The sequence below is a fragment of the Hahella sp. HN01 genome, assembly GCF_018986435.1.
In the GTDB taxonomy this organism is placed as follows: domain Bacteria; phylum Pseudomonadota; class Gammaproteobacteria; order Pseudomonadales; family Oleiphilaceae; genus Hahella.
This window is the reverse complement of record NZ_JAHMIN010000011.1, coordinates 115865-135721: the sequence shown is the minus strand read 5'-3', so window position 1 is coordinate 135721 and position 19857 is coordinate 115865. Positions and strand designations below refer to the sequence as shown.

Annotated in this window: 14 protein-coding genes; 3 read left to right on the top strand and 11 right to left on the bottom strand. The window is 52.4% G+C overall.

From position 1 onward, the window contains the following. Positions 1–14 precede the first annotated feature (14 nt). The 8 genes from KP814_RS12870 to KP814_RS12835 form a co-directional block, all read right to left on the bottom strand. The gene (locus KP814_RS12870; protein WP_216737150.1) at positions 15–959 is read right to left on the bottom strand and encodes a polysaccharide pyruvyl transferase family protein; all 945 of its coding nucleotides are present in this window, start codon (positions 957–959) and stop codon (positions 15–17) included. Then, the gene (locus KP814_RS12865) at positions 959–1945 is read right to left on the bottom strand and encodes a glycosyltransferase family 2 protein (RefSeq protein ID WP_216737149.1); all 987 of its coding nucleotides are present in this window, start codon (positions 1943–1945) and stop codon (positions 959–961) included. The genes KP814_RS12870 and KP814_RS12865 overlap by 1 nt, the downstream gene beginning before the upstream one ends. A 130-nt stretch (positions 1946–2075) precedes the next feature. Further along, complete coding sequence (locus KP814_RS12860; RefSeq protein ID WP_216737148.1) at positions 2076–3107, bottom strand: glycosyltransferase family A protein; 1032 nt, start codon at positions 3105–3107, stop codon at positions 2076–2078. 30 nt (positions 3108–3137) lie between these two features. After that, the gene (locus KP814_RS12855; protein ID WP_216737147.1) at positions 3138–3812 is read right to left on the bottom strand and encodes a sulfotransferase family protein; all 675 of its coding nucleotides are present in this window, start codon (positions 3810–3812) and stop codon (positions 3138–3140) included. A 70-nt stretch (positions 3813–3882) separates the two neighbouring features. Next, on the bottom strand, positions 3883–5193 hold the full coding sequence (locus KP814_RS33410) for an O-antigen ligase (protein ID WP_216737146.1): 1311 nt from the start codon (positions 5191–5193) through the stop codon (positions 3883–3885). Positions 5194–5234: 41 nt separating this feature from the next. Next, positions 5235–6359, bottom strand: coding sequence for a glycosyltransferase (locus KP814_RS12845; protein WP_216737145.1), 1125 nt, complete (start codon positions 6357–6359; stop codon positions 5235–5237). Continuing rightward, positions 6356–8218 carry a WecB/TagA/CpsF family glycosyltransferase gene (locus KP814_RS12840; RefSeq protein ID WP_216737144.1) on the bottom strand — a complete coding sequence of 621 codons (1863 nt, stop codon included), beginning with the start codon at positions 8216–8218 and terminating at the stop codon, positions 6356–6358. The genes KP814_RS12845 and KP814_RS12840 overlap by 4 nt, the downstream gene beginning before the upstream one ends. Before the next feature lie 122 nt (positions 8219–8340). After that, entirely contained in the window at positions 8341–9678 is a 1338-nt protein-coding gene (locus KP814_RS12835; protein ID WP_216737143.1) for a UDP-glucose/GDP-mannose dehydrogenase family protein, read from the bottom strand. A gap of 866 nt (positions 9679–10544) precedes the next feature. Between KP814_RS12835 and KP814_RS12830 the strand changes: the two genes are divergently transcribed. The 3 genes from KP814_RS12830 to KP814_RS12820 are packed head-to-tail and all read left to right on the top strand — an operon-like array spanning position 10545 to position 14659. Then, on the top strand, positions 10545–11735 hold the full coding sequence (locus KP814_RS12830) for an outer membrane beta-barrel protein (RefSeq protein WP_216737142.1): 1191 nt from the start codon (positions 10545–10547) through the stop codon (positions 11733–11735). Positions 11736–11794: 59 nt separating this feature from the next. Further along, positions 11795–12370: a polysaccharide biosynthesis/export family protein gene (locus tag KP814_RS12825; protein ID WP_216737141.1), complete on the top strand. Its 576-nt coding sequence runs from the start codon at positions 11795–11797 to the stop codon at positions 12368–12370. After that, positions 12371–14659, top strand: a complete 2289-nt coding sequence (locus tag KP814_RS12820; RefSeq protein ID WP_216737140.1) for a polysaccharide biosynthesis tyrosine autokinase — start codon at positions 12371–12373, stop codon at positions 14657–14659. It begins immediately after the preceding gene. Between the two features lie 601 nt (positions 14660–15260). On the opposite strand, the gene KP814_RS12815 is transcribed toward KP814_RS12820, so the two are convergent. The 3 genes from KP814_RS12815 to KP814_RS12805 all read right to left on the bottom strand — a co-directional run bounded on the left by KP814_RS12815 (position 15261) and on the right by KP814_RS12805 (position 19830). Further along, a complete protein-coding gene (locus tag KP814_RS12815; RefSeq protein ID WP_253938341.1) occupies positions 15261–16715 on the bottom strand; it encodes an undecaprenyl-phosphate glucose phosphotransferase in 1455 nt (484 codons plus the stop codon). 316 nt (positions 16716–17031) lie between these two features. After that, entirely contained in the window at positions 17032–18066 is a 1035-nt protein-coding gene (locus tag KP814_RS12810) for a hypothetical protein (RefSeq protein ID WP_216737139.1), read from the bottom strand. Positions 18067–18216: 150 nt separating this feature from the next. Next, complete coding sequence (locus tag KP814_RS12805) at positions 18217–19830, bottom strand: D-arabinono-1,4-lactone oxidase (RefSeq protein ID WP_216737138.1); 1614 nt, start codon at positions 19828–19830, stop codon at positions 18217–18219. Positions 19831–19857: the final 27 nt, after the last annotated feature.

Genomic DNA, 19857 nt, shown 5'->3' with positions numbered 1-19857 from the left:
TGACGAAAACGCCATTACACCAGCCAACAACGCACGTAGCGGTCGATTTTGTTGTAACAGTTATCCGATAAAAGCACAGGTCTGCCTAACAGAAGGGCCAGTATTGCGCCATGCAGACGATCCGTATCGACCTGTCCATAACTCTGATAAAAATTCACGGCCTTATTGATCAAGGCATCGCTGAAGCGCACCCACAGCGGCGACGTGAACAGATTGACGTCGTGCTTACGCTCCAGTCCTGAAACGCGATTGAACAGACGAAACTTCTTCATATCCATAGAGGTGTACAAGGAGTTCCAGTCGAAAGCGTCCGCCGCGGCTGCGCTGGATACGGACTCGCAGTCCTTGCGGCGGAACATCAGCGTGCGTTCCGGCATTTGCTGCGGCCAGGTCCATTCGTCGATCAGCATGGTGGCCAGATCCGGAGCCATGAACAGCTGCTCCGGCGCCAATGCCTGCGCCATGAAGTTAAAGGACTCCTGATCGCGCACATACATTTTGAGGTTCTTATGCTCGCGATACAGCGCGCAGTTTTGCAGGAACTTCTCAGGCTCATTGAAGTGCACGGACTGCGGCATGATCAGGATAGGGTTGTTGGGAAACTGTTTAATTACTTTTTCCCGCAACGCCTGGTGAATACTGTAAATGTCGCCAAAGTTGCCGCCGCCATGTAACAACAGCACTCGATCCTCTGGAATGCGTGTGCGGAAAAAGCGGTCGGCGTTGCTGGTGGAGAAGCTCATTTCCACCTGCGCGCCCAGTTCCTCCAGCAGCGTCAGCGTACCTTTGTAAATCAATAGGTCGCCCAGATTCAGGTGCAACGGATAATCCAGATAGACAACTTTCTTGCCGCGCAGCTCCGAGCCGAAGGTTTCAAGTAACTGCGCTTTCAGTTCGCGCCAGCGCGCCCGGTTAGGTTGCAGTGAATTGATTCCGGTTGGCTCCATCATTTGTCCCATTATTTGCTCTCCGCTGCTTGCTGGCCCGGCGCCACGCCGGCCTTCTTGAACCGATGTCGAATACGACGCCATCTGGATACGCCCTGGTTCTGGGAACAGGAGGCGATATAGGCTTTGGACGCGGGCGTTGACGCGACGCCGGGAAGTTTCCAGGAGGCAATGGCCTGCGGCAGCATGCCTAACCCCTGCATGAAGCCGACGGTGGAGTCGAGGATCAGTCCGGCGCGTAAGCCTTTGTATAACGTAAGCAGTGTGCCCAGGCACAAAGAGGCGAAAGGCGTTCTGAATTTAACGTCCATATAGAAACGGTTGCGCACATGGAAACGCCAGCGGGGTCCGTTCCAGTTGACCCGACGCTCCGCGGCGACCTTGTGACCGATCACCACTTCTGGCGAATAGCGGATTTTGTAGCCGCAGTTGATCAGCTTACGCGACAACTCCGCTTCTTCCTGCAGGAAAAACAGCGAGTCGTCGTAGCCGTTTACCTGATCGAACACGCTACGACGAATCATGTGTCCCGCGCCAACGAAATGCGTGGTATAGAATGGTTTGTCGCCCCATTCGTGGGCGTTTTGGGTATAGCTCCAGCTGCTCAGGTCCTCGCAGCGGGTGCCAAAACGCAGAATGCGAAAGCCAATGGCGGCGAGATCTTTTTGTCGCTCCATGATTTCAACCGCGTTGGCGATTTGGTGTTCGTCGGTGAACTCCGCGTCGTTGTCCAATGCGACGATATAGTCGCCGTTGCCCTGAAAGGCGGCCTGATTGCGTCCGCCTGGAACACCCAGATTGTTAACGTTGCAAACGAGGTCCACGTTCGGATATTGGCGGCAGAATGCGCGCAATTGATTCAGGCTCTCTGTTTTTGAGCCCTGATCCACAACGATTACGCGTAGCTCCACGCCGGTTTGCGTCAGTGCGCTGGCGATCGCGGCTTTGGTGTCTTCCAGCCGGTCCCAGGATAGTATGGTTATGTCCACTGTCGTCATAAGTCGCCCAGCTCCATGGTGTGAGGTTGTCTAAAATGTTCAAGCGGAACCGCCTTTTTGCAGGCATTCCGTATACCAGGTTTCTCTACGCTGATTTGCTTTTGTTGGCTTCGATGCGTCATGTCTACGCTCAACTCAGCTGCGCCGAACGTCGCGCGCGTTTCGTCGTTAGGCTCTGCAATGCAGTGATTCCGATACGCGCAGTCATTTTCCAGTTGCGTTTACTGGTCAGCCCGGGCAGGCCGCTGTAAAAGGCCGAAGCGGCTTCCTTCCAGCGTTGCTCCCGCAATCTGTTGCGGCACAGAGATAAGTAGTAGTTGGCGTATCTTTCTTTCAGGGGCTCCATTGGCACCCCTAACTTTCTGGCGGTGGCCAGATGTTTAAACAACACGTTGATGGTGTCGGTATAGAATCGGTCAGATTTAACGCTGGTGATGTTGTCGCCGTGATGCACGTAGGTATAGGCGATGCCTTTGGAGCAGCCAACCCGGCCTTGCTCAGAGATGGTCATCCACAGGTCATTGTCTTCAGCGAACACCAGTTCACTGTCGAAGCCGCCGACTCGCTCCAGTAGCGATCTGCGCACCAGCACCGCTTGCGTGGCGGCGAAGCCCAGACCGTACAAAGCTTGCAGGAAGGGGCGCTGACGATAAGTCCAGCCGTCTGGAAAGGTTTGCTCGACAGCTCCCGCGAGACGCTGGTTAACGCTATAGGCTTTGAAGAAAGACGAATGTTTCACGACTTCGTTCTCCATGACCTCGTAGTCGCTGATCACCAGATCCAGACTGACGCCCTGGGCTGCGCACTGTTCCAGCAGTGCGATCTGACGCTCCAATTTGGTGGGCGTCCAGCGATCATCGGAGTCGAGAAACGCCACCCATTGCCCCCGCGCCAGTTTCAGGCCGCTGTTGCGAGCAAGGGAAGGGCGCCCGGAGTTTTCCTGCAGGTGGTAACGCACGCGCGTATCCTGCGAAAAGCCGTTGACGACTTCCGCTGAGCGGTCCGTAGAGCCGTCGTCGACCACAATTAACTCAAAGTCGGCGAAGGTTTGCGTCAGCACGCTCTCTATCGCCTGAGCAACCGTTTTTTCCCGGTTGTAGACGGGCATGATGACGGAGATCAGTGGCGCTTCTGCGGTCATGTCGGAGTTTGCTGTTGTCACGATAGTATTCCTGATTGCTGCCGTCGGCTCTTAAAACGTGTAGCCAAAGTACTCGATCTCGTCCTTGTATATCCGACTTACCAGCTGCCTGGTTTCCTCGTCGTAATACTGCCGATAATCTTCGCCGTCGCCCTTGATTTTATGGGGCAGTTCAATGTGTTGAGCGCCCATGCGCTGGCAGACCTCTTTGAAATCCGCCTCCAGGTTTTCAAAGCGGCCGACGTAGTCGAGGGAGATGTCGCCGTTTTCGTCCTTGAGCCAATAGGTTTGAGGGCGCAGCATGCCTTTGCCGGCGAAAGCGTGCATGAAGTCTTTGAAAGACATGTCGCCTTCGATGCCGAAAGTGCGTTTGTGGGCTTCGTCGCGAATCACGTTTTTGTACATGGAGTACGCACGCGCCCAAGGATTTCGAACGAACGTAAACTTGAAGTAGTTTTTGTACTGCTCGTCGGAAACGGTGATTTTGTTCTTCGGGTTCATGTCGCTGCGGCGCTGATGTCTTACGCTGCGCGCCATATCCAGCAGGCGCGCTTTGGATATCAGCGTACGCAGACTAAGTCGCGGTTTCGCCATCAGCCTGATTGATCTGTGATCCTGGCCATTGCGTCCCTGGTATCCGTCAAGGTGTCCCAAAGCGCTTTCAATGCTGGTGCCGGCGCATTTGGGGATATGGATAAAAATGCATTTGAATTCATGTGAGACCATGACTAACTCCATTCTGGCGTCAAATCAAAAACGCGACTGCGCAAGCCTGCGCAGCTATGGATGACGCGACTCATGCGCGCGCCTCCGCTGGGTCCGGCTGCACTTCGTACAGCGGAGTGGGCGAGAGTTCTCGCGAAAGCCCGTACTTGCCCGCCACGATCACAATGATCGAGAACATGAACATGTCGAAGCTCACGTGGTTCGGGATGATGAAACCGATATAGTTGACCGCCGCCTGAATCAGCAGCATGCTCGCCATTAATGCGAATACGGATGACTCAGGGTGGAAGGTGAAGGCGCGGGCGATGCGCCAGAAAGACATCATGAAGGTGGCGATCAAAATGATCAGTCCGACGTAACCGCCGTTGAGGCGCGTTTCCACGTAACCGCTGTGGGCGTTGCCGATGAAGCCCCAGACTTTGACGAACGACTCGACATAGACGCTGGCCCAGAATGCGCCGTATCCGTAGCCGAAAGTAGGGCGATCATCCAGACTTGGCCCCAATAGCTCCCAGATGATGGTGCGGTTGGTCAGCGACGGGTCGCGTCCCAGGGACAGCAGAATCAGTTCATAGAAATAGTTTGCCAGTACGGCGCCGATCAACAGACCCACCGTCACCACGATGAGGCGATTGAAAGTCTTTTGAGAGTTGCCGATCACCCGGCTGCCGTTGAAGATAGTGGTCAGGCCCATGCCGCCAAACACCATGGCCAGCGCGGTGGCGGAATTACTCAGAATAATCGCCACCACCAGGCCGCCGATGAGGACTCTATCCTGCCGGCTTTCATACATACGCAAGCCATAGAACGTCATGAGCGCATACACGTAACAGCGGGCGCCTGCGTTTTTGTCACCAAAGATGCCCAGCAGCGCGCCTTCCCGCAGACCGCCCTGAATAAAGCCGTTCTGGGGAGATATCACGGCGTATATCAACCCGGCGATGGCGGCGCACCCCAGAATTCTCGCAATGAGGCTGAGCAGGTATTCCGGCGTGTATTCTTGCAACAGCGCCAGCGCTGCGACAAAGACGATCATAAGACTGATGATGCGCCGCACCGACACGCTGGGCTCGACCGACCATAGAATGGACAGCACGATATAACCGAGCAATATCAGCCAGTAAATATGGCGCGACACAAAGGTGCCCAGGGAGCGGTCACGCAGATGCAGCACGAAATAACCGCCTATGCCCAGTATGCTGAGCCCCACTAACTGGCGCACCATGTTGCCGCTGGCGGACTCCGCGATCATTTCCGCGCCGCCGTGGCCGCTTCTGCCGCCTCCGGACACTAATCCGGTCAGGAACGACATAAAGCCCGAGTAATAGAACATGACCAAGCCGAGAAAAAAATCTCTTAACTGATTGCGCGTAATCGTCACAAGATACGCCCGTTTTCGCAGTTAACCGATGACATCCGAATTCAACGCCCCCAGACAGTGACAGAACCGTTTAATACCGCACTGTAGGCTTGAGCGGATAGGGCGTCGCGATAGCGATCGGCCCGGTTTTTCAATTCAGCGTTGTCGCTGGGGTGCTCCATGCACTTGCGCAACGCTTGCGCCATGGCGTTGACGTCGTCAACCGGCACCAGCGGGGCCAAACGACCCTGGTCCAGAATTTCATCCGGTCCGGAGGGGCAGTTGGTCGCCAATACGGGAACGCCTGTGGCCATGGCTTCCACCAGGACGTTGGGGCTTCCTTCAAACCTCGAAGACAGCACGAACAGGTCCGCCGCTTTCATTTCCGCTAAAGGATTGGCGGCGTAACCGGGCAGATCGACTTTTTCCGTCAGTTGCAGTTGGCCGACGAGCGCGCTCAACTCTTCATGTAGCTCGCCTTCGCCAAAGATGACCAGTTTCAGGTTGGCGATATCTGCGACTTGCGCAAAGGCGCGTATGAGCGTGTCGAACCCTTTTTGATGGCTGAGCCTACCCACTGCGACGACGACGCGCATGGCGGGATCTTGTAACCACGGGTGGCTGGCGGGCTCGTCCATCATGGTAAGAACTTTGGCGGTTAATACCGGATTGGGCGCCACGACAATGTCTTTGGGACGCAGCGACTCTGTCTCAATCAGATCTCGTGCGACGCCGCCGGATACCGCAATGATCGGGTTTGGCAGGCGACGATAAATTTTAGGGGCCAGCCAGTAGGTGAATTTCATCACCGCGCCAGTGTTGACCTTCTTGTCCAGGGAGTAGGTGTTGCGCTCGCTCACCACCAGACGACGCAGCATGCCGGTCATGGCGCAGGCCAGGGCGGCGGCCACGTTCACATGGGTCAGCGCGGATAGAATTCTATCTGGTCGCGCTTCACGCAAATAAGCCGCCAGTCTGGGTACGGAACTCAAGGTGCGCGGGGAGCCAAGCTCCACCAGCTTTACGGCTGAGGATAGCTCCGCTTTGTTTACACCGCCCTCTGTCAGCAGGACCATGCTCACCGCTGTATTCTGTTCCGCCAACGCATTGGCGAGACGCACCATCATTTTTTCGGCGCCGCCGCCCCGCAGGTCATGCAGGACGATGGCTACGCTTTGGGTTTTCATGCCATCCGCTCTCCGAACAGCTTGATGTAAGCGTCGGCGGCGTCAGCGTAACGGTATTTGCTCACCGCTTCCGCTTCGGGCGCTATGGGCGTCGTTAAGTTATCAACGATGGCTTGCGCCAATGCAGTCGGGTTCTGGTTGGGCGCCAGACCGCCGTATCGACCATTGTCCAGCAATTCTCGGGGGCCGGTTTCACAGTCGCTGGAAACCACTGGCACGCCCAAGGCGATAGCTTCCACCAATGCGGTAGGCAGGCCTTCATGGCGAGACGACATGACAAACAGTTTGGCGTGCTTGATGATCGCGTATGGATTGGGAGTGAAACCGTAGAAAATCACTTTGTCGGTCAGTCCGAGAACCGCCGCCTGTTTTTCCAGGGCTGCGCGGTCATCGCCTTCGCCCACAATAACCAACCTGGGTAATGCAGGCTGTATAGTCAGCGCTTGTTTGTAAGCGTCCAGAAGCAAATCGAAGCCTTTCTGTTCACACAATCTGCCCACTGCGCAGAGATAGTCGCCCTGTATCGGTGCGGACTCTTCCGCCAAGGTAAATATACGCTCATCAATAATCGGGTTGGCCCGCGCTACGACCTTGTTGCGGTTATAGGGCAGGAACGCCTTGATTTGGTGCGCAAGGTCTTCTGAGACAGTAACGATGCGACTGCGGGTCAGCGCGTACATGCAATACAGTGCTTTGATGCTGCGCGGCGCCAGCTTTTGGTCTGAAACGTCAAAGGCGCAATGGCGGGTGAACAGCTTCATGACTCGCGGCAAAAACATGAGCGCAATCAGACTGATCAGGTTGGCGGTCTCTTTTGATGAGATAACCACGCCAATACGATTATTCTTCACATGACGGCGAAATCTCAAAAATTCGCCGATAAGTTTAAGCGGGCTCTTGCGACTTGGCTCCACCAAGGTGACGGGCCAATCCTGGCGTAATTGACTGATGTCTTCTTCTTTGGAAAAGAACACATAAAACTCGGGGTCGTATCCCTGGGCTTTTAAACTGGTGGCCAGATTTGCGGATACGCGTTCCACGCCACCACCTTTGGAGAACGTCTTCAGCAGAAACAGCACTTTCTTGCTTTCCGTATCTCTGTCGCCGCGATAGCGGTTTTTATACGCTAAATAAATCGTATGAGGATTGGTAATCAAGTAACGCCAGAACAGTTTGCGTGGATTGAGGACCATGCGGTGCACCCACTCCAGACCGTTGTTCTGCACCCATTCCGGCGCTCTTTTATAGTGTCCGGTTAAAAAGTTGTAGCAACCGCCGCAGCTGATCACCACCGGTACTTTCAATCTGTCTTTGTGGCGAATACAGAACTCTTGCTCTTTGGGTTTGCCCAGACCAACCCAAAGCACGTCTGCGCCGGACTGGTTGATTTCCTCCACGATGTTCAATTCGTCCGCTGCTGAAAAATAACCGTCGCGTACGCCTACGATTTCTGCGTTGGCGTAGGTGTCGCTGTAGATTTTCGCCGCCTGTTCCACAACGTCCTTGAGGCCGCCCAAAAAGAAGTGCTTGAGAGTAGGGGCGTAGTGAACCGGGATGTCGTGAATCATGTCCGTAGTGGCCGAACGTTCTGCGATAGGGCGCTCAGAGAACCAACGGGATAAGGTTACGACGCTTTGTCCATCCGCATGCACCAGATCGACATTGTTCATCAGTTCAAGGTAAGCGGGGTCGGAGCCCGCCAATGAAATCGCTTGCCCATTCGAGGAGAAAATCAAAAACGCCGACTGGTCTGGAGTGTAGTTTTGGCAGATTTCCCCCACCAGCAACGCGAGTTGTTTGCGGTCGAGACAACTGGTCCTGATTCCGCCGACGTTGGTGGTTGTGGCTTCGTTAAGCATTCTGACAGTCCCTTAAAACTTTGAGATCAATATCTGGTGTTTGAGTTAGTAACAAGCCGGTGTCGCCGCCCTGAGGCGAACCGCGCCCACGTCGCCGTTACAGGCGGCGTGGGCGTATACGACTAGCGAGCGATGCTGAGACCGCGGCCGATGCCGTAGTAATCCAGTCCGTACTTTTTCACGGTTTCAGGATCGTATAAGTTTCTACCGTCGAAAATGACCGGGCTCTGCAATGTTTGTTTGATCATTGCAAAGTCCGCCGCTCGGAAAGACTTCCATTCGGTGCAGATCACCAGCGCGTCGGCGCCTTGCAGCGCGGACTCTTTGGTGCCCACCAGAGACAGATCGTCGCGGGCGCCGTAAATACGCTGGGTTTCTTCCATGGCTTCCGGGTCATATGCGCGGACTTTCGCGCCAGCGCGCCACAGTGCTTCCATCAGCACGCGGCTGGAGGCTTCGCGCATGTCGTCGGTGTTGGGCTTGAAAGACAGTCCCCATAACGCGATGGTTTTGCCTTCCAGCTTATGATCAAAATAGGCGCTGACTTTTTTGAACAACGTTTCTTTCTGACGGTAGTTGACCGACTCCACCGCCTTCAACAACTGCGCGTCGAAATCGATGCTGTCTGCGGCGCGAACCATGGCTTGCACGTCTTTAGGGAAGCAGGAGCCGCCGTAGCCGCAGCCTGGATAGATAAAGTGGTAACCGATACGTGGGTCAGATCCGATGCCTTTACGTACGTTCTCTATATCCGCACCGAGCTTTTCCGCCAGATTGGCGATTTCATTCATGAAGCTGATTTTCGTCGCCAGCATGCAGTTGGCGGCGTATTTTGTCAGTTCAGCCGAGCGTACGTCCATAACAATCATACGATCATGGTTACGGTTGAAGGGCGCATAGAGTTCGCGCAGCTTTTCGACGGACCCTGGATTCTCAGAGCCTACAACGATGCGGTCGGGCTTCATGCAGTCGGTGACCGCCGCGCCTTCCTTCAGGAACTCAGGGTTGGAGGCGACGTCGAAGTCAATGTTTTCGCCACGCTCGCTCAATTTCGCAGCAATAGCGGCGCTTACTTTGTCCGCGGTGCCGACTGGAACGGTGCTTTTGTTGATCACCAGCTTTGGCGAGGTCATGTAGCTGGCGATGGTGGCGGCGACGCCCAGAACATATTTGAGGTCCGCGGAGCCATCTTCATCCGGCGGCGTGCCGACAGCGATGAACTGAATTTCAGCATGCTCGACGCCCAACTTGGCGTCTGTCGTAAATTTTAGCCGGCCCGCTTCAAAGTTAGCCTCTACGATAGGCGTCAGACCGGGTTCGTAAATTGGAATGATCCCCTTCTTCAGGTTCTCAACTTTCGCCTCGTCGACATCGACGCACATTACATCGTGTCCGACATCGGCAAGCACGGCCGCCTGAACAAGGCCTACATAACCGATTCCAAATACTGTTACTTTCAATTCTCTTCTCCTTGAAGATTAATTCAGCAATTGGCTGTTTTTTGTATTCGGCGGCGCGCAAATAATATTCGACATTCCGCTTAAATGAAGACTTACAAAAAATACGCCAGATTTATTACAGGTTTTACTTACAGCATGAAATTGTTCATTAATCGCACCCCGGAATAGTAGGGTCGGGGTTGTATCAGGTTGAGGCCGCCATAAAATTGCTTAAAGAATTTGAGATGTAAACTCTTTTTGCATCAAAATGGAGCCCCAGAGAATACATTCTGTCGCGACCGCTCCTCTTTGGGGCGGCGCGGGGCCTGTAGCCGCCGTAACCAAGCTGTAATACGCGAAGATACATTAAATTCCTTTCATGAAATGAAATTGTCTTTCCGAAACATTATTGTGTTAAAAGCTGCTTCACGGACGAATACAGACCCCTATTACAATACCAGAAGTAATGCCATGTTATTTATAGAACTTTTTGGCTAGTACAAAGGAAATATATGTGTGTGTTTCCGGCATTTTATACGTATAGGAGTACATTCTTGCTGAATTTTATAAGGTTTCATCCGTATTAAACGATATAATGCGACCCACTCACAGAAGTGGAACCTTATAAAATTTTTCATAATGAACTTAAGAGTGGACATGTTTTAATGCGCGCGGCGTTTTTTTGCCGCAGGCATGCTTCCTGCTTAGTCATCTGATGATCAAGACGAAACGAATTATCATGTTTTTCTTAAGTGCTAACAATCTCAAGTAATGCTAAAGGACTATGAAGAATGACAGTTGGCGGTAGTACCAAATCTAAACTTCTTTTTAACTTTAACAAGCATATAAAAAAATCCGTCCGCGATCGTCGCGGCGAGCTTCGTATTTTGGCTGCCTGCATCGCCGCACTGAGCGGCTCTTCGGCGTGGGCGGCTGCGGAGCCGTTTTCTTTCTCCGCCGGGCCAGTCAATGTTTACCCACAGGTGAAGGTGGAAGAAAAGTATAACGATAACATCTATCTGCAGAAGGACGACAAGAAAGAGTCCTTCGTCACTATCGTCTCCACCGGCGTAACGCTGGAGGCGCTGAAAGGCGATGATAGCTACTATCTCGGTTATAAAATGAGTTCTGGCAGTTACGCCAGCGCCCACACCGACGACTACATCGACCATTTCGTCAACGGCAAGGCGTTCTGGACCCTGAACCATCGCAACACGCTGGAGTTGCTGGGTCGTTTTGAAGCAGGGCATGAAGATCGGGGCACCGGTATTAAGCAGGGCCCTGACGTGGCGCCACTGGAAGACCTGATTGAGTATGATCGCTCCGCCGCTGCGTTGACCTATACTTTCGGCTCCAAGACCTCTGATGGCCGCCTGACGCTGAAGCTGGCTGGCGCACAGACTGAATACACCAATCAGCGGGACGAAACCCGTCTGCGTGATCGCCGCACTCTCGAAACCGGAGCTGGCTTTTTCTGGCGGGTGGGGAACAAGACCGGTCTGGTGCTGGATGTGTCGCGGACACACACGGATTACATGAATGACCCGTCTCCTGCAGATGGCGCGGGCGGCAGCAAAGACAGCGATTACTACAAGTTTTTAGCCGGGGTTTCCTGGGCCGCTACAGATATCACCAAGGCCACGTTTAAAGTCGGCCGCGCGGAAAAGCGTTTTGAAGATGAAAGTCGCGAAGACTTTTCCGGCGCCAGTTGGGAGACCATTGTCGATTGGGCGTTGAAGCCGTATTCAAAGCTGCGTTTCACTCTAGAGCGTAGCGCTGAAGAGTCATATGGAAGAGGCGACTTTATTGACGAGAAGCGCGTTGGCGCATCCTGGACCCACAACTGGAACGATCGGATTACGAGCAAGGTCGCATACAACTGGACCCGCGATGTGTACGAAAATGACCCAGAGTCCCGTAAGGACGATACCTCCGAAGCGACGCTGGCGTTGGATTACGCATTCAGGGAATGGTTGAACGTCGGCGCGTCATGGAACTTTAAAGACAGAGATTCAACATTGGACAGCTATTCGCATACACGCAATCTGGCGACCATATATGTTAATGCAGGGTTTTAAAGTTAAATGCGGATAAAGTATCTTGTTCGTGTCGAAATTTATACAGGTGTGGTGTTTGGATGAATCATTACAGGAAGCATTGGGTAGCCATGGTCAGCGGTGTGTTTCTATCCGCTTTGATGCTGCTGGCTTCAATATTGATTCCGGCGCAACGGAGTTTTGCGGAAGAGGGGTTGTCTGAGTATACGCTTGGCTCAGGAGATTATGTGCGTGTTCAAGTGTATGGCGAAAGCGATTTGACGCTGGAGGCGCGGCTCAGCGATGCAGGTACGGTCTCTTATCCCTTTTTGGGCGAGATTAAGGTGCTTGGTTTGACGGTGAGTCGATTGCAGGAGCTTATCGCAAATGGTTTGAGGGACGGGTATTTGGTCGATCCCAAGGTCAGCGTCACCATATTGGAGTACAGGAAGTTTTTTATTAACGGCGAAGTAAAGAATCCGGGCGGGTTTTCCTATCAGCCCGGGCTGACCGTGCGTAAGGCTGCGTCATTGGCCGGCGGTTTCACCAACCGCGCAAACAAGAACAAGATTTTTATCATTACCGAAAACGATCCGAATCAAACCCAGCGTCCTGCGGACCAGAGCACGCGCGTGCATCCAGGGGACATTATTATTGTGGAAGAGAGTTTCTTTTAAATGGATAACTTAAGATCAACGCCGCCGCGACATCTGGCGGACACGCCCGGCGACAAAGAGATCATCGATCTTCGACGTTATTGGAACGCTATTCTTGAATACAAGTGGGGCATCGTGTTTCTGGTCTTGCTGGCGGGCGGCGCCGGCTATGTGGCGCTCAAGTACATCAAGCCGATGTATCAGGCGACCACCACTGTACTGATCGAAAACAACCAGCCTAAAGTTATTAACATTCAGGATGTATATGGCCTGAACAGCAATAACCAGGAATACCTGCAAACCCAATACGAGATTCTGCGTTCCCGCAGTCTGGCCGAAGAAGTGGTGAAGCGGCTGGAGTTGGTCAATATGCCGGAGTTTGATCCGTTCCGCCAAAAGGCTTTCAACTGGAAAGAGTGGGTGCCGCTGGAGCAGATTGAGTCTGTGTGGCCATTTGAACCAGAGACGCTCGACTTCCTGCGCATCAATAAGAAACCGCTGTCTGAAAAGGCCAAGTTTGAAGCCGTTGTCGGCATATTTATGTCGCGGTTAACGATTGATCCTGTGCGCAATACTCAGTTGGTGAAAGTTCGGTTTGACGCCAGAGATCCCAAGGTGGCGGCGTTGATCTCCAATGCTACGGCGACGCAGTTTATTGAAAGTCATCTGGCGGCGAAAATGGCGCTGACGGAGAAGGCGACCATGTGGCTGGGCGAGAGTTTGGAAGGGTTGCGTGAGAAGCTGCGTGAGTCGGAGAAGCGTTTGCAGGAGTTCCGTGAGGCGGAGAAACTGGTGGACGTAAGAGGGGTTAAAACCCTGAACGCGGAAGAGCTGTCCAAACTGACCGAACGTAATGTTGAAGCGCGTCGGGTGCGTATGGAAGCCGCCAACGTGTATCAGCAGATGACTATTTTTGGCGAAACGCCGCCTCCTGAATATCTGTTGGAGTTGCCGGCGATTCTGGAGAACCCGTTGGTGCGTTCTCTGAAGGAAAGGCAGGACGATGCTCAGCGTAAAGTAGATGAGCTGAGTAAGCGTTACGGCGAGAAGCACCCGAAAATGATTTCCGCGATGGCGGAGCTAAAGTCCATCAAATCAGAGTTGGAAACTCAGTTACAGCGTGCTGCGCGGGGCATTGAGTCCGCCTATAAGATTTCGGTGGAAAACGAGCGCTCTATCGCCAGACAGCTTGATCAGGCTAAGAACAGTTTGCAGGGCGTAAACCGGAAGGAGTTCCAGTTGCGTGAACTGGAAAGAGAGGTGGAGACCAACCGCAAGCTATACGATCTGTTCATGTCGCGCGCTAAGGAAACTCACGAGGCGACAGGCTTGCAGGCGGCGCATGCGCGCATCATCGATTCCGCCATTCCGCCTGGCTCACCTTACAAGCCCAACAAGAAAATGATCTTCCTTATGCTGATCATGGCCGGTTTTGGTTTGGGTATTGTGCGCGCTTTCATTCGTGACGCTCTGGATAACACTATTCGCAGTACTGCTGATATCGAAGAGAAGTTCCGTCTGCCGGTATTGGGGCTGCTGCCATTGGTGAAAAGTAAGAAGTCGAAGGCGGCGTTTGAGGGCTTCCTGTCCTCCATGCATAGTCACTTTGCGGAATCCATTCGCAGCTTGCGCACGAGCTTGATTCTATCCCGTGTGGATCAGCCGTATAAGGTGATTCTGGTGACGTCTACGGTTCCGGGCGAGGGTAAGACTACCGTGGCGTTGAATCTGGCGGAAGCTCTGGGGCAGACCGAAAAAGTACTGTTGATAGATGGCGATATGCGCCGTTCTATGCTGGCCAAGTCGATTGGTTTGTCGCCAGACACGCCTGGGCTGTCTGACCTGGTGGCTGGAACTGCGGAAGTGGAGCACTGTCTGCACCGCCTCAATGGCACCAAGGCAAGTGTCTTGACGGCGGGGACGCAGCCCACTAATCCGTTGGAGATGATTTCCAGTAACCGTTTCCATTTGGTTCTGGCTGTTCTCAAGAAGCGTTATGATCGCATTATCATCGACTCTGGGCCTACTCAGGCGGTGAGCGACTCGTTGGTATTGTCTTCTTATTCTGACGCGGTGGTTTATATCATCAGGTCTGAAGATACGCCGGCGCCACTCATTCAGAAAGGCATCAAGCGCTTGCGTGAAGTTAACGCCAACCTTGTCGGCGCGGTATTGAATCAGATTGATGTAGCGAAGCGTAAGAATCAGCATGAGTACATTCATTATTCTTCCTACAACACATATCCGCTTAAGGAAACGAGTGTGACAGCGGCGAAAACCAAACGTCGGGTTGAGCCAACCGGAGTGTAGTTGCTCCAGTAATCTGAATCACGCGAAGCCCGCTTATATGCGGGCTTTTTTGTGCGTGAGATTAAAGCCTTGTCGAATACTTGCGCTTAGCATCCTATCGTTAGCGTTTATGCATGGGGTGGAGTTGCGAGGAGCTCCGCTCTTTGCTGCTTCGTCATATATCAATCCATATACGCCTTATGAGACTTATATAGAGGAAGGCGCTTCTTTTATTGTTTGTCCCGTTATCGTCGACAGGGCCTGAAAGCCAGCGTCGTAAACTATGTCTTAGCTGTAGTTATAGTTTTGTTTGTTCCGCAGGAGGCGGCAGTGTTGTTGGGGTAGAGAAGGATTAAGAAGTAAGAGAAACGTTGCTAAGGGCCGGCAGGCTTGAATGGGGATGTTGAGATATGACTGGGCTGGCGCGGAGATTGAGGTGCGTGAGCTTAAGCTGGCGGGTAATGCCTGTCCTTCCAATCCATCATTGGACCACCAGTTTTGCGTTGTGTTTCTTGATGCTTATTTGTTGAAATTACAAAGCTTTTGCAGGAATGAAAATAACGTTGGGGGGGAGAGGGCGGCCTTTCCCGTGTAGTGGGAAAGGCCTGAATTCGTAGCGGTCTTAGTAAGCTTTTTTGCCCACGAAACCTTTAAAGACGGTCATGAATATAATCTTGAAGTCCATGCCCAGAGACCAGTGGCGAATGTACTCCAAGTCATACCAAATGCGGCCGGACATATCTTTCATTTCCGCTGTTTCGCCGCGGAAGCCGTTGACCTGGGCCAGACCGGTAATGCCGGGTTTGACCTTGTGGCGCAGCATATAGCCTTTAATATGTTGGCGATAATACTCATTGTGCGCAACGGCATGAGGGCGAGGGCCGACAATAGACATGCTGCCGCCAAGAACATTGAAAAACTGCGGCAATTCGTCCAGGGAAGTGCGACGTAAGAAGCCGCCGATTTTGGTCAACCTGGAGTCATTCTTGGTGGCCTGTTGAATATTGTCGCCGTCCTGACAGACTGTCATTGAACGGAATTTCCAAACCTTGATCGGGCCGCCGCCAATACCGTAACGAGTTTGCTTGAAGAGCACTGGGCCTGGCGAAGTCAGCTTCACCGCCGCAGCGATAATCAGCATTGGAATGGCCGTCACCAGTATAAAAAACAGACCCATAGCAATATCCGTCATACGCTTGGCGAAGCCGTGATCCACCAGCGGAGAGTCGTAAACGCTGATAGCGGGAATGCCGCGAATGGTGGTCAGCCGCGAGTACAGCAGGTTAAAGCTGAAGAAATCAGGGATGACGTAAGCGGTGACGGTAGTGTCCGCGAGTCTGTCCATCATGTCTTTGATTCTACGCTCCGCGCACATGGGCAGAGTGATGTAAATCGTGTCCACCTTGCCGCTATGGACATCCTCATAGAGCTTGTCGAAGCCGCCGCACAGGGCTTTTTCCTCAATAGTGACGCGACGGGTCAAATCCGTCATATCTATGCGGTCGTCGTAAAAGCCGGCGATCTTATAGCCGAGCCAGGGCATGTTGCTCAAGGAGTCGTAAAGTCTGACGCCCAGAGTTGTGGCGCCGACGATGCCTACCCGTTTGGAGCTGACGTTGCGTCTGCGGATGCTGAACAGCGCTACGCGCCGCAACAAGTGCAGACTTACCAGGCCTGTCGGTACCGCGATCGCCCAATACGCCAGCGCTTCCAAATTAATATTCGGCAGCAGGCCCAGGATGGCGAAAGGCGAGATCAGCACCAATGCGAACATCCAGGATCTAACGACGTACCAGGCAAGCTTGCCGGTGGTCAGTCCGCGCATAAGATAATAAATCTGGCTAATTTCCGCACAAAAGCCGAACGTAATAACGAACATGATGCTCAGCCAGGAATAAGATTCATTCCAGGCCACGTCAAAAAGCGCTAACGTTCCCAGCAAGCAAAAATGGATAGCTATGCTATCTATTGCGCGAAATAGAGCGAGAATTTTTGAATATTGCGGCCGAATAAGTGGCGACATGCCAGAGCTTAGCTCCGGTTCAGTCTTCGAACCGCTAAATTGAAAGATTCCCATGATCAGTAACTCCTCCTGGACGCCGGCGAAACAGGATTCCGGCCTGCTAGACTCTCTTTATAAAGGCATTTTCCGGGCCACAACATAAACTGCGCTTATTTATATATATGCGTACATTCCACAGTGCTATAAATGCACTGATTTGGTGACTGCTTATTACGTTGTGACCCAACTCCGTACATGTTCGGCTAACTATACAGTGATCAGATTACATATTTTTTATTAAATAAAACTAAGAACGAGGATCGGCGACTAAACTAACGATTATTTTGTATTCCGTAAATCGGACATTTAGCCATATTTTCAATTAGATTGTTTATTTGCGACCGCAATACCAATCTCCGCCAAACTCTAAAATTCCCTGCGGCAAATGCGTTTGCTCTACCAGTTTATTAAAGTGGTATAAGTCGATCGTTAGCTTTGCATTCATCGTTTTCATGACAGGTCTATCCGCCTTAAAAACGATAATTGACGGCATTTCCGAGTCGTAAAAGTCTTGCCGGTCGGCTTTGGCGTGGAGCACAAGTTTATGCGTAAGTTTACTAAATTCAACTGTTATTTCACCTGAGCAGGCATCAAGGGTCTTATGTACGCTCAAACCTTCTATTGATGGATAAAATGTCACGTTTTCTGTCGGCGACTTGTACTTACCCGCCCAGAGTTCAATGGGGATTCCACCGTCTTCTCCCCCTGAAAACATCAGTCTGACCTTATCTGAAGTCGCCATGATATAAGCGAAGCCTTTTCCTTGATTCCGGGTCCATAGTTTATCGATGTAAGCGATAGCCTGGCCTTCATGAGAGACATACTGATCGCTATATGAATAACGAGTCAGGGTGCCGAGGCTAAATACGAACCAGCGATTTTCTATAAATGGCAGCTCGCCGATTAATCCGAATGGAGTGGCGCCCGGGTTTGGCCAGCCCCAGTAATGATCATGGGCTCCAAGCCTTTCTGATGTGAAATAGAGGTCCGGAAGGGTCAGCTCAATGCGGTTCTGATTCGCTTCCACCACACCTGGAATGCTATAGCTGAATGAGTAGGGGTCCTCTGGGTCCCCGTCAGATAGTTGCACATCGTCAAAAAAATAGTCATAGACCCTGGTCGCCCCCACCCGAGGTGTAAACACCACGTGAATATAGCCTTTTTCCTGCAGGCTGGGTGCGTCGCCCATGATGTAAGTCTGCAGGCTCACCTTTATATAGCCCACGGCTGGATCGTTTATGTAATAAAACCACTGTTCGTTCCAAGGGGTTTTCGTGGGCGAATGAGGTTTTATATCGTCCAAAGTGGTGGCGGTAGCATAATTAATGAACAAAGTCATTAATACGGTTAAGGCGCGTAATATCATTTTCAATCTCCGGATAAATTGCTATCCATAAAAAGATTTATATCTTTTGGTCTAGTTCCAGGTGGGTTGAAAAACCGCCGGCGTACATATATTGAACTGACGTAGCTGGCGGTCTTTTTGCCGAATTAATACATCGTTATATATATTTCTTTATCGACATATATTGGCGTCGCCGTAATAGGCTCCGGAGGTGCAGGAGGTTCCTGTTGCGCAATGTTCATCCGCCTGGCAATAACATTCGCCTCTTGCATTGCAGCCTGGAGTTAAATAATTGTTGAGCGGATCTTCACCGCTGACTCTGCGCCAGAATGGATTTGTGAAAATATTGTAAGGATCTACTTCCGCTTTAAACGCGAGGAAGTCATTCCATTTAGGATAGCGAGTCGGCATATCCTCAAATATCGCCACGGAGTTTTTCCCCCAATGCGGTCGCGCGTGATATTTACGTAAGGACATTTGTTCTATTTCAAGGTTTACGAAATAGTTTTTGGGAACCGCCGCGCCTTCCTGTCTCAGCGTATATTCGATGCCGAGATAGGCGGAGTCGCGCCCTGCGTTCATACCGAGATAACTTGGAGAGGCTTTGCCGAAACGAAAGTAAATGCCGTTTAGAGGAAAGCAGGTGCGTGGATGCGCAGCGAGTATTTTTCTAACGTCAGCGATCCATGAAGGTAAATCGTCAATAGGGATTGCGACTTCCTGCAGGGCGATTGGCAAGCGATCCCAGATGCATTTATTGGGGTCTCTGCATTTGAAATATTGCATGCGATCAGAGTGGCCAATGGGGGACTCCAGCACTTTCCCTGTGTCCACATCGCGATAATAAGAGGTGGAGCGACTGCTGAATCTCACCGCCGCCGCCAGGCATTGCAAGCCGGACCCTGGCACTTCGTGCAGTGCGTCAAATAGCAATCCGAAGAAGAATTCCTGGGCGTCGGAGACATCGGCCTGAGCGTTATAGGCGTTTCCGGGAGTATCGAGCGGCACAGGGTTGTAGGTGGTGACAGTGTATCTGCCGAGGCCGGGGAACCAGGCGATATTAGCGGAATAGTTGCTGCGGGCGATATTGAGGATAACGTCTTCCAGCTTGTCGTCGAAGCGAAAGCCTTGCACGCTGGCGGCGACTTTAAAGGCGTCTTCCAGTTGGATGGTCACTTCCACCACCACGCCCAGAACGCCAAGATTCACCCGGGCGGCGTTAAGTTGTTCGCCTGTGAGCGTGCGCACATCGCCAAGTCCGTCGACGATTTTCAGCTCCGTGACATAATCGGCGATCATATTGCTGGGCTTGGCCAGGGTGGACCCATGGGTGCCGCTGCCGAGCATGCCGCCGATAGTGAACGTGCCGAGTTCCGTCACCATATTCACCGCCAACTCCTGGCTGCGCAGAAATTCGTTCAAGTCATTGAAGCGCATGCCCGCCTGTACGGTGACGGTTTTGGAACTGGCGTCGAAGGAGACGACCTTGTCCATGTTTTTCAAGGTGATCTGGACCTCGCCGTCCTGCGTGCAGGCGGCGTCAATTTGACTGGCGAACTTGCGGTTGCCGGTCATTACAGTGTGGCCTTCGGCCAGCGCGTTGCGGACGATGTCCTGTACTTCTTCTATAGATGCGGGGTCATAAATGGCCCCAGGCGAGCACTCATAGGTGCCTTGGTAGTTCTGTAGTTTTTCGGACTCCTGATTGCGGGAGTACAAGGATACGGAAAAGCCGGAAACAAGAATTAGGATCAGCAATAAAAGACTGGTTTTTATACGCGTCATGTTCGTTCTCCAAAAACTTATGCTTAT